General features: G+C 44.1%; 8 protein-coding genes. All 8 read left to right on the forward strand.

Translation table 11 applies throughout. The features are described from left to right. The first annotated feature begins 199 nt into the window (after nucleotides 1-199). Nucleotides 200-1939 (forward strand): hypothetical protein, encoded by a 1740-nt coding sequence (locus tag ABIE48_RS02400; RefSeq protein ID WP_192716368.1) that lies wholly within the window; start codon nucleotides 200-202, stop codon nucleotides 1937-1939. After that, nucleotides 1923-5291 (forward strand): hypothetical protein, encoded by a 3369-nt coding sequence (locus ABIE48_RS02405; RefSeq protein WP_192716369.1) that lies wholly within the window; start codon nucleotides 1923-1925, stop codon nucleotides 5289-5291. Before ABIE48_RS02400 ends, ABIE48_RS02405 begins: the two co-directional genes overlap by 17 nt. Nucleotides 5292-5313: 22 nt before the next feature. Beyond that, a complete protein-coding gene (locus tag ABIE48_RS02410; RefSeq protein ID WP_192716370.1) occupies nucleotides 5314-6204 on the forward strand; it encodes a macro domain-containing protein in 891 nt (296 codons plus the stop codon). A 432-nt stretch (nucleotides 6205-6636) separates the two neighbouring features. After that, on the forward strand, nucleotides 6637-8109 hold the full coding sequence (locus ABIE48_RS02415) for a S8 family serine peptidase (RefSeq protein ID WP_192716371.1): 1473 nt from the start codon (nucleotides 6637-6639) through the stop codon (nucleotides 8107-8109). A gap of 72 nt (nucleotides 8110-8181) precedes the next feature. Continuing rightward, the gene (locus tag ABIE48_RS02420) at nucleotides 8182-8745 is read left to right on the forward strand and encodes a hypothetical protein (RefSeq protein WP_192716372.1); all 564 of its coding nucleotides are present in this window, start codon (nucleotides 8182-8184) and stop codon (nucleotides 8743-8745) included. Nucleotides 8746-9005: 260 nt separating this feature from the next. Then, entirely contained in the window at nucleotides 9006-9917 is a 912-nt protein-coding gene (locus ABIE48_RS02425) for a tyrosine-type recombinase/integrase (RefSeq protein WP_192716373.1), read from the forward strand. Nucleotides 9918-10204: 287 nt separating this feature from the next. Next, a complete protein-coding gene (locus ABIE48_RS02430) occupies nucleotides 10205-10714 on the forward strand; it encodes a sigma-70 family RNA polymerase sigma factor (RefSeq protein ID WP_354518237.1) in 510 nt (169 codons plus the stop codon). After that, nucleotides 10707-11834, forward strand: a complete 1128-nt coding sequence (locus ABIE48_RS02435) for an anti-sigma factor (RefSeq protein WP_192716374.1) — start codon at nucleotides 10707-10709, stop codon at nucleotides 11832-11834. Before ABIE48_RS02430 ends, ABIE48_RS02435 begins: the two co-directional genes overlap by 8 nt. Nucleotides 11835-11974: the final 140 nt, after the last annotated feature.

Genomic DNA, 11974 nt, shown 5'->3' on the forward strand with positions numbered 1-11974 from the left:
CTAAAGAAGGCTGCTCGTAAAGTTCAGGGAATTGGAAATCGAAGATCGTTTTATATTTATTGATAAAAAAAGCGGTAAGGACTTCGATCGGCCACCTTATCAAGCGGCTGTACGAACAAGTATCCTTCTATTCCATTTCTCTTACTAGCATGATACTCTAATATTGGTAATTATTGTAGAACGATAGGAGAGTCTGTCGATGTCGGTAATAACTATTCCGGTGAGGGACTGCTTCAAGACAGCCGAGCTAGGAACGCAACTGGTCCCATCTTTTCCATTCTTAAATACTACGAACGATGCGGCGATCCGATTGATGAGATTGCAAAGCAAAGCAGAGCTCACCGCCGATCCTCACAGGGGCGTTTATACGATTTCAACAACTCATTTGTCCAAGTGCAGAGAAGTGCTACGGCTGGCTAGGAAAGATCGCATGGAGCTACTCGTCACGCCGGAATATTGTATTCCCGCTGTCTTGATTACCGAGATGTTAGAGGATGAAGCATTACAGCCTCGTCCCGGTGCGCTCTGGGTTCTGGCATGCGAGGGAATGGCATTAGATGACTTCTATGGACATATAATGCGGTGGAGAGATATTGCTGAGGTGGGGCTACGTGCTGTAGAAGGGAGCCATGAGATCGAATTTGTCAATTTTATTCTCTATGTGTTCCGTTCGGCCGATAACAGCAGGATCTGCTTGGTACCGCAGTGGAAAATGCAACGAATGAGTGATCAACGCTTCGTATGTGAAGGGGCTGGATTGTCCGTTGGGAATAAGGTTATTGTGTTCGGAGAGGCGGCAGCCAATCAGCTATTCACTATCGTGTGTGCCGATGCGTTCAAGCCAGGTATCACTACCTCCAGCTTATGGTTTCCAAATCAGGAGCAGAGAAGATATATTGTACTTCATCCCCAGTTAAATCCATCACCGCGTCACCCAGAGGTTACCCAATTTAGGAGCTCATTGTTCAGTACAACCGCGGGGAGAGATCTGATTTATATTACGGCGAATTGGGCGGAGGGCACGACCATAACCTCTCAGGGAAGCACACATCGTTTAGATAGCCCATGGTCCACGATCTATCGTAGGTTCATCAATTACGGAGGGGATCAGGGTTGGCTGGATCAGCTCAGGGAAACCCGAAAGCATAACTATGCTCACGGACTTGGATTGGGATTCACCGAACAGCGGCATAAGGTATGGTACGCTCATAAAAAGGAGCATGCTCTACAAATTCATCTAGTCAAGCCATATGACGGTGGAGCAGAAATTGCCCAGGCGAGGGAAAAGGTGAAGATGATCCGAGCGTTCGTAGCTTCAGAGGATCAGCATGGCTGGGTAGAGAGCGAGCTTCCCTTCGAAGAATTGCTTCCTACCAGTCTCATAACAGAGGCGACGAATGAATTTAGTCATATCAATACCTTAGATATTGAGCAGCGGGACAAGCTATTTGGTTATTCACTAGGTCACCTTGAAAAGGGACAGCTCGTGCTTACTGCTTATGAACGAAGCGCTAGAATGAGCTACCATATTGACGCCCAATGTGAGCCTGAACGCCAGCGCAGTGCCGAACTGCTCGTTCGGCTCATCCAGCGACTGAAGCAGAAGGATAAGCTACCGTGGGTGACGCAACGATTCCGCGGAAAGTTCCTATATAAGCCAGCCAGCCAAAAACCGCTAAACATCATACCAGAGTCCGGGAATGAGCGTGAAGGGGTATTGGTTATCTATACGGATCGGCCCAATGAGATGAAGCAGCTCGTCGAGTCTCTCATAAAAGAGGATTGGTTTCTAGAGAACCGCATCAGCGTATTGTCACAGAATCACCAGGGTGACGGGTTAGAGTACCCTGAATACAGCGATGAGTTTACCTCACCCGAGCGCAGCAGCCATAGCACCGATTATACCCATGGGGGCCGAATGTATGGAAGCCATAATTAATTATATAAGACAAAGCGGATTAATTTTTCTCCAACAGCATCAAGTAAAGGAGTATTCCGAAAACGTTGGAACGGTAGATGTGTATGAAGCATTGCACCGCTGGAATAGAACGGTAGTAGCCAAATATATTTTGATTCCGGTAACAAGCCAGTTGCTCTCGGTAATTGCCCGCGAGGAGGAAAGCTTTCGAGAGTTTGAAGATCATGTCGTCGCTCCGTTTTATTTCCGCATGAAGGGGGATTGGAGTTGGAACTTATATATTTGCTTCGTGCTGTCTGAGCATGATGAGAATGCCATTACGCTAGAGCAGTTGGACCTGATCCAACGAGGCAAACGGTTTGGCAAAAAAATTTTACTAAAAGAGGACCAAGTAGTGCAACAACTACCCGTAGCGAGGTTGCCCGAACAGCTGGGCAAAGCAACGGTAGATGACCCTCTGCAAGATTGGGTGAGTGCTCTGGCACCTCACGACCTGTTGTTCTGTCTAGATAGTAACAGCCCTAAGAAGATGGAGGCTTACTTGGACCTCGAGCTGGTTTCGGAGGATGCCAGACGCTACGAGTATACGGATGCACCTACGGTGGTCAGGCCCAGGGGGCCGATCGGTGTAGTGAAGATGGGGAATAAATTCCGTCCCCATGTGCTGGCGAATACGTCACGACTGTCCTTCGCCCAAGTGAATCTGCTCGAAGGTCCCAATGGAATGGGCAAGACCTCCATTCTGGAAAGTATTGAGTTGGGATTCACCGGGGATATCCAGCGTAACCTGCTGGCGGGGCTGGATATATCCGAGGACTGGGATGGAGCCTTGGAGTTTGTAGGTACCGAAGAGAGCTTACACGGCGTGCCGAGTGGGGAGGAGCGAAAGCTTCGCGAGGCCGCTTACTATCAGCATAAGGTTGCTCCCCGTAGAAATAGCCAACTCAACCGTGCTTTTCACCAATATAACTATTTTTCTTCGGAAAAGATTCATCAGTTCTGTTTCAATGCGAGCCAGAAGATAAACTATCGGGGAGCATTTGCACGAGTAATTTTCGGTGAGCAGTTAGAGCGGCATGAGCAATGCTTGAAGGGGTATAAGACAGAATTTGAGAAGGCCGAGCGTCGGCTCCGTAAAGAAGTGCAGCAGCTAACAGACCGAGTGGAAGTAGCCAGTCAGCAAAGTAGACACGCCAGTGAACTCCTGGAGAGTCGTATACATACAGCTGCGGAGGCGATGGTTGGCTGGCTAAAACATATTCAGTCCAGTTATCCTCAACCCGATACCCCTTATGGGACGGCTCAGATAGAGGAATGGTTCCAGCACATTCAGCCCTACCTTCAAGAGCTGGACCTAATAAGTGGAGCGATTGCCAACCTCCAGCTGGAGAATATAGACTCCATGACACAAAGGAATGCTGCCCAGAAGCAGCTGAAAGCAGAGGAGATTGATCTAACCGAGCGATTATCAAAGCTTCAGCGTGAGTTGCAAATGATACCAAGCTCAGATGAGTTCGAAGCACGATTGCGCTTATTATGGACGGATTTTGAGACTTCACATTTAAGGGAGGACTTATTGAATGAGCTGAAGGCCCGGCTCTCTAGCTATGACTACCTATATGATCAGCCCGGGTCAAGAGCCATGAGGCTACAGATTAGTAAGAACTGGCATGAATTGAATGATACGCTGAGACCGCTTAGAGACGCTTGGAGCTTATATGAGTCGCTTGTAGCAATTCCCCTCCTGGACATATCAGATACGGAGTTCGAGATACAAAGGCATGAGGCATATGATGCGCTGTTGGAGACTAAGGGGCAGATGGAGGAGCTGGAGCAGCAAATTCAGAAACGAGAGCAGGTGACGACAAAGCTCCAGCAGATGCAATCTGAACTCAAGTCCACTGCCCGTTCGTATCTACATAGCCATCCGGAGGAGTCGAGCTGTCCCCTCTGTGGACATGACCATCAATCTACGCAGCTATTGCTTCAGGCGATTTCAGCCAATCTGAAGTCTGAGGATGACTCCTTATCTGAGCTGTTACAAGAGGCAGCGAAGCTGGAACTGAAGCTGAGAGGAGCCGAGCAGACGTATAGTCGTTATCACGAGGAGTGGAGTTTACGGACAAAACTTCGAAAGACAGGTCTGGAGCTACGAAAGCATGAAGGCCTAGAAGAGGCTCGCAGTCTTTATGAATCCCCATCCGCACACGAGGTACAGCATGCTCTCCGCCTGCTCAACACGAGGCTTCAATTACTATTGCAGCAGCAAAAGGAGCTAGAGGAGCGGGGCTTGGAGTTGGAGAAGGGGGGGATTCAATTAGCTGCGGTGGAGAGTCTAGAGGAACTGAGGAGGTCCCCTGAGCTGGTCTCCTACTATGAGAATATAACAGCGGACGAAGATACATATCATAGCCTTCATTCCTATCTAGGTCAAATCATAACGAACACAAGCCATGAGGTAGAGCAAGCGAGGGGCAGGTATGTCCAGTTCAAGGCACAGGTAGCTGCATGGAAAAAACAAAGGGAAGAGCTGGAGTATCAATTGACGGAGACACAACAGCGTACCTCACAGCTCGTTGTAGCCCTTGAGCAGCTTTCCAGGTTATCTGAAAATTACTCGAGGCTATTGAAGAAAAATATTATGCTTCGTGAAGAGCAATCCTGGGGCGAGTGGCGAAGAGGCTTCGAAAAGCTGATTGAGGCCTCGAATCGCCTGGGTAAAGCGCTAGAGCCGAGAATCCTCCAGGAGCAACAGGAGCGAGATCAGCGGGAGCTTCACGAGCAGCTGAACATTGCTCGTCAGAGGCTTGAGCGTTGTGAAGCAGCTGTCCATGTATTATCTGAACTCAGGGAGCTCGCTGCATATGGAGAGGCATTCGTTAGAAGTAATTTTGACGCTATTAGCAGTATGTTCGTTTCGTTACACTCGCCTAATGAATTTGAGCGGCTGGAATGGACGGGGGATGACATGGTGGCTGTGCGCAAGGGCAGCAGAACGAGAAGCCATATCTACCAGCTGAGCACGGGGCAGCGGACATCTGTCATCCTTGCTATATTCTTCATCATGCACCTAGTTATGGATACTGCTCCACCGTTCTTGCTATTAGATGAACCTGTAGCACATATGGATGATCTCAATGTCATTGGATTATTAGATTTTTTGCGCCAGTTGACCATTACCAGGGGGACACAGCTGTTCTTCACTACCGCTAACCCGCAAATTGCGGTGCTGTTTCGCCGGAAGTTTAGCTTTTTAGAGGATAAATTCCGGATATTCCAGTTACGTCGTGATGTGGAGGGACCGCTTCGCATAGGCATAGGCTACTTCAAGCCGTATGAGGAGAAATTGATTACAATTAACACCATGAAGTAAGTAAGAAGGAGCAACCGTTCAGATGGCTAGATGGAAGGCTTATTTTTCTTTTAAATTATGGTTGTATTCGTTTCGGTTGAAAAAATTCTTAGGCTATTGGCTGGCTGTTTTTTCTGTCATTTGGACGTTTACCGAGTTTTCAGGATATTTTTTCACAGCAGTCGACGGCTCACCTTGGAAACCTAATGTATGGGGTGTTATCGGCTTAGGAATTGTGGCAGCGATCTGGATGAGCAGACCGCTCCTGCGACGAACGGTGCTGTTGCCTGATCAGGAGGTGATGCTGGAAATCGACATCAATGATATGTATGCACGGCAGGATGGCGCATGGATTATTCCATGCAATCGTTGCTTTCTGCACTCCCATATCGATGAGCAAGCGATCGTTGTGCAGTTCCGCAACCGATTCTTCCCAAGCCCGGCGGACTTTGACCAGGTTTTAGCTCAGGTGCTACAGAACGTACCCTATGAGCTAGACACAGTAAGGGGAACCCAGGTGAAGAAATATCCTATCGGCACCGTAGTCCCGGTTCAACTTCATGGAACCCGCCAGACGGCATACCTACTAGCGACCAGTGAGCTCACTTCGCAAGGTAAGGGTGATCCAAATCTGAACCACTTGGAGGACTCACTGAAATCCTTATGGTCCTATATCGCGGAAAATGGAAATACCGAACCGATTATAATACCTATTCTCGGTAGTGGACGTCACCGTCTAGTTGTTAGTCGCTACGTCATCATAGGCATGATAGTAAAGTCATTCCTCGCTGGGCTTGCTCAGCGCAAATTTACAAAGCGATTGACAATTGTCATGCAGCCTAAGGCCTTTATACATAATCAATACAATCTAGACGAAATCGAAAGCTATTTCTCGTGCGCAGGGAAGTTCGAGTTTGACAGTAAGGGCTTGTAATATCCTCACATGGAGGGTTTAAGGGGCTATTTACAGCACAGCGGTGGAACTGATCCATCGCTTTTGTTGTAGGTAGAGAGTGGCTTCACTTTGCCAATCACTCTATAAGTCAGGATTGAAGGAAGCTCGAATTAGTGGCCCCTATGGTATAATATGGCTCTTACGAGCACACCTTGAGTGGGCGCACCCTCCAAAGGAGGTGCTGCGAATGAACATTTCGTTTGGTGAGATACTAAAGGAAAGCTGACTCCATTAATTCTGTAAAACAGCGAATGCACTTTCTGCGTCTCAGTGAGTGGTTACTGACACATTCTGAAGTGATGCTTTAAGGGACGACGACGCCCAGCATTTATTAGAATTAGGGACGCAAAATCAAGGTTTTGATTTTGCGTCCCTTTTTGCTTTACATTATGATTAATTGGAGGAATGACCATGTCAGATGATTTATTATTGAACAAGTTTCCTGATCCAACGTGGGCAAGGCTCGGATTTCCCGAACAACCTAATTTTCATGATTCTGGTCAAAATATTGGAATTGTTATAATTGATAAAATTTCTCCTCATGATAAAATAAGGCACTTAGGATCGCGAATTAAATATATTACTGTCAATGATGATTTATCTATTGTTGTAAGAAACATAGCGTTTGAAACTCCGTCCGACAGTCATGATGATAGCGGAGAGCACGGTTTGATGACTGTACTCGCGTTATCACATGAACCATTCGAGGTACAAGGAAAATCATACGTGGGAATTGCACCTGCAGCTAATTTTATTGTTCTCGATCATGGTGCATTTAAAGATGGGGAAGGAGAACGTTTAAAAAAGGGTATTGAATGGGTCCTAACCAATCAGAATGAATGGAATATAAAAATTATCTTGAACATGGGATGGCATGCTCAAGATAATTTGGTGCTTCTAAAGAATACCTCTGAAAACTCAACTGTACAAGCACTTAAATCAGCGGTGGACAAAGGCATACTAGTTATTAGTTCTAATGGAAATACACGACTTATTAATATTCTGCCTCCGTACTCCTTTTTAACAGTTGGAGGTTATAATGACCGTGGGAATGCAAATCGTTCCATGCATTTACCTTACCCAGACGAGCCATACGGGCGAAACGCTGATGGTCATTTTAGACCTGATGTTTTAGCCCCAAGAGTTTACCTGACAATCCCCTTTTACGAAGGTAAAGAAAATATAGATAGAGTATCTTATTATTGGGGGACTTCGGGCGCAGCTACACTTGTCGCTGGTGTTGCGGCTTACCTGTTTTCGATGTTCACCAATCTTAATCCTGCAACCTTACGTAGTGCTCTGATAGAGTATGGCGACCCTATAGTGGGGTACGACTATCCTGCACCAAGAGTGAACGTGGCTAAAGTCGTATATGCTCTAAAAAAAGGCATGCAATCAATGGATCTCCAGGAACATTCTGATTCATTACAAATAAAAGACGTTTATGAGGCGATTAACTCTGTTGATGATATCGAAAAAGGATTAGCACTATCCAACTTGGTCCAGCATCAGTTGTGTCCTAGGGATGAATTATGGCGCTTTACCCTAGATAAATCGCCAGTAATTAGAAAAATAGCAGTTTATGCTCTAGGCAAACCAATAAACAATGAGGAAAGGAGGGTATTTTGGAATCGTATTATTGGAGAAAAAGAAGGGGGAGTACGCGGTTGGTATGCTTATGGGCTTCTACAGGATGCAGAGAAGAAGGAAGTTGCTAAGTGGATTTCATTATCTACTGATACGAACTGGACGGTCCGCTGGTGCGTGAGTGAATACCTAGCCAAGTTTCCTGATACCTTCCCAAAACTTGAAAAAACATATGATCCTGATCTAATAAAATCGAAGGCTTTGCCTATACAGGAATGGTTAAATATAAACAAATGAAGAGCGGGATGCTATAGGCTGAAAGCAAAACGTGGTAGTGCTGGTCAGGTGTGATTTAGGAGGTGTGTAATAATGAAGAAAAAAAATATTATTATGACTGCGGTAATACTTTCTGCACTTGCTCTACCCACGTTTTCAGCAGTAAATGCCGCTGATACTTCCCCTGAGAACACAACACCTGCAGTGGGAGATACAATTCAAGCAATACCTCCAGTCTTGGAGACAGCTGATACTTCGATCGATCAAAATGCTCTTGGTCGATTTAACATGAAACTCAATAAACCAAATGGTATTGCCGCACAAGCGGTAACGATATCGGAAAGTGATGCAATTAAGGTTGCATCAGACTATTTCCCTTTATCATCATCTACAAATAGTATTAAGGCGGAATATCAGCTTTTAACTGCCCCGGATATTCAACAATTTTCAGAAGATGCAATTCGCAAAAACGGTAAGCTGAAGGAAAATGGCTTGAATGGAACCCCTGTTATAATTGTCACATTTAAAGGTGTTTTCTTCTCCTCGGCTGGAGGAAATATTAAAAATGGTACAACGGAACATGTAATGTTTACTGAAAATCATGTTGTTGTTGATGCTTCTTCTGGAGAAGTACTATTTTCCTTTAGTTACCAATGATTTTTTTGTTTTTTTTTCATAGCCCGAACTCATCTATGATGAGTTCGGCTTTTTATTTTGAAAATAAACCAACCCCCTATGCTTAAGTAGAAATGAAAGTTATTTTGGGATCCAGACGAGGAAACTCCTATTTTTTCGTCGTCTTCTCTATACAGAATATGACGAGATTTGGTAAAATGGGAAAAGCAAACCCGCATGGCACCGTTTCTTAACGGCCAAAAAACTCGTCATATTCTATATTAAAGAAAAATGGTGATGATATGTTTGAAGAATTTCTCTTCTATTTAAAGGGAAAAGGGATATCCGATCTGACGATCCGAAATTACGTGACCAGCTGGCAGCGATTTGTAAAATGGATCCAACAAGAGCAATCCCAATACATGTTAGAAGCCAATCCGGTATTTGCCACTCAGAAGGATATATCCGATTTCAAAAGATATCTTACCCAAGAGGGCGGAGGACGTCATGGTCAGCCGGCAAGACCGGGGACGCTGCAGATCACGTTTGTTCATCTGAATGCGATTTTTCGTTTTTTCGCTGAAAAAGGGTACATACCGGATAATCCGGTTCAACCCGTCAAAAAACCGCCTGCGGCACGGCGCATGCCAAAATGGCTTGTGCGGAATGAACAAAATGCACTTTTGCGGGAAGTACGAAATACTGGTGGCAAAAGAGATAACGCCATTATCCTTACTCTCCTGAGAGTAGGGCTGCGGGTTCAGGAGCTGTGCGATCTGAAAAAGGCTGACTTGGAAATGAGTGAGCGAAAAGGGATGGTCTATATTCGGGCGAAAGGAGATAAAGATCGAGAGGTCCCTTTAAATGCAGAGGTCCGTGCGGCCCTTCAAGCTTATTTGAATGAACGTAACGACAGCAGCCCGTATGTATTTGTCAGCCAGCGATCGGAGAAATGCACGACACGAGCCATTCAGCATTTGATCGAAAAATACCGGGCGCGTACTCAGATTAAGCATTTGACTTGTCATGCCCTAAGACATACCTTCGGGCATGACCTTATCACAGCTGATCCGCCGGTTCCCCTGGATGTGGTTGCTATGCTGATGGGACATTTCAAAGAAGATGGAACTCCCAATATTGAAATGACCATGATTTATACAACACCAGGCTATGATGATTTAAAAAAGGCCGTTGAATCCATTGGTTGGAACTAAATTAATGTCTCTGGTCATCAAACATGAGAAGATGGAAAAGCGGTGAACGACATCAAAGGAGCAGTAACTGCGTTACTACTACTGTGCCAATCGTGGCGATTCTGCCGCGTACCAGAGCCACAGGCATTAGCCCAGTATCGCTAAAATAATAAGATGACTGATAGTTAAATAGCGCAAGCGGGCGGTCAATTTCACGAAAAGAAATATTTTTAATTTTTAAGTGTAACTTTTTTTTTGATTAAAGCGTGGTAATGGTGTAATTGAAATTGAACTGAGGTGATATCAGTGTGAGCGTCAAAATCGAAGACGTGTACCGTATGCATATGAACGAAATCTATAGATACTTGTACAGATTGACAGGTGACAGCGGTATCGCTGAAGACTTGACGCAGGATACATTTATTCAAGCTCTTAGATTTTTGGATCTTTATGTTGAAGGAAAAGTTAGACCTTGGCTATTTAAGGTTGCCTACAATACGTTCATTGACTGGTATAGAAAACGAAAGAGAGAAAATCGTTTAGCACCTTCTTTTGAAAATGTTCAAAATGAAATGTCTTTAGGTTATCAGAGCCCAGAAGAAAATATATTGAGCAAAGAAATATGGGAGACATTTGCAAAAATAATTTCAATTTTTCCTTGGAAACAAAGGCAATCTCTTCTTTTGTTTTACGCGCATAGGTTTAGCTATGACGAAATAGCTGGAGTACTGGATATTTCATTATCTGACGTTAAAATAGCTATCCATCGTGGACGGAAAAAATTAAAAGAATCTTGGGGGAGCGAAGAGGATGCATAACGATGAAGAGTGGGACCATAAAATCAGTGAAATGTTAAATAAAGCTAATGATATTGATGAAACAAATCACCAAAGTTTATCAAAAAATGGTCTATCTGAAGATGTGCAAACAAGTATTCTTAAGCGTGGTAAAAGGAAAAACCGGATTACAATTATTCTTCTATCACTTACAACACTCATTGTTGTCGCATTATTAGTTGTTGCGTTTCCGTTCTCGAATTCCATTTTTATAAATCACTTATTCAAACCGGATACCCAAGATGCATTACGTGTAACCTCTGATCTTATTCAATTCACAAAGCCAGGTGTCACAGCTTCGATTTCATCTGAAAAAAATAATTTTACATCATGGGATTTCACTTTTAATTTAAAAGAACAACTCGGACTTAAGGAACAGACAGTAGGAACATTTAAAAATGAATTTACCTTTTCAAAACTCAATGGACATCTAAAATGGGCCAATGGACAACATGAGACACCGTTCTATTTTCGATTTCCGGGAGCAACCTTTTCAGAGGGAACGGGGGATTCATTAAATCCAAATGGGTGGGGAACACTTGAAAAATTACCTGAAGGGACTGTTGCGCAACTTGCAATATCTCTTAGCCGTTCAATGACACTTGATGAATATTTCAATCTCATTAAAAAGTATGATCTTAAAACAAGTTGGTTAGCTATTGATACTGGAATTGAGAAGGATTTGTCCTCAAAAAATCAATTTCTAGGTAGTGGGCTAGTCTTTGGCTATGCTCCGAATGCCTTAAATTACGGTAGTAATGACAATCCTGGGAACGATACTATCCAAGAAAACGGTGAAGGTGAACGAAGATCACAAACCTATATGAATGAGTTGTTATTTTTGATTAATCACAAAAAATGGACCGATAGCTTGTTGTCCATTGTTCAAACAGAACCCCAAACTCAAAAAGTGTCATTAGAACAAAGGTATGAGTATCTGAAAAAAAACGGGGTTAAGATGTATGGGGCAATTCTTACAGGGCCAACGAAAGAGCTACTAAAACTTAAAGAAAATAAAGATTTTAATACTCCCTTTGTAGGATCTATAGGATGGTGGAATTGGGATCAACAAAGTGCGACTGGTGTAGAATTTGATTCCTAACATATAAACTCGATAAGTTATTCTGCTCGAAAGTCCATGTCAATGAACATGGACTTTTTAAGTACCTTCATAGTTGAATACAACACGTGTACGATTCGGTTAATTTCCTAAATATTCTATTATAGGTAGGAAACCTGAAC

This window comes from Paenibacillus sp. OAE614, assembly GCF_040546645.1.
Classification (GTDB): domain Bacteria; phylum Bacillota; class Bacilli; order Paenibacillales; family Paenibacillaceae; genus Paenibacillus_AQ; species Paenibacillus_AQ favisporus.

Bases quoted from the DNA above. Each gene is read 5' to 3' on its own strand.
- ABIE48_RS02400 (WP_192716368.1), top strand. From the start codon at position 200: ATGTCGGTAATAACTATTCCGGTGAGGGACTGCTTCAAGACAGCCGAG.
- ABIE48_RS02405 (WP_192716369.1), top strand. From the start codon at position 1,923: ATGGAAGCCATAATTAATTATATAAGACAAAGCGGATTAATTTTTCTC.
- ABIE48_RS02410 (WP_192716370.1), top strand. From the start codon at position 5,314: ATGGCTAGATGGAAGGCTTATTTTTCTTTTAAATTATGGTTGTATTCG.
- ABIE48_RS02415 (WP_192716371.1), top strand. From the start codon at position 6,637: ATGTCAGATGATTTATTATTGAACAAGTTTCCTGATCCAACGTGGGCA.
- ABIE48_RS02420 (WP_192716372.1), top strand. From the start codon at position 8,182: ATGAAGAAAAAAAATATTATTATGACTGCGGTAATACTTTCTGCACTT.
- ABIE48_RS02425 (WP_192716373.1), top strand. From the start codon at position 9,006: ATGTTTGAAGAATTTCTCTTCTATTTAAAGGGAAAAGGGATATCCGAT.
- ABIE48_RS02435 (WP_192716374.1), top strand. From the start codon at position 10,707: ATGCATAACGATGAAGAGTGGGACCATAAAATCAGTGAAATGTTAAAT.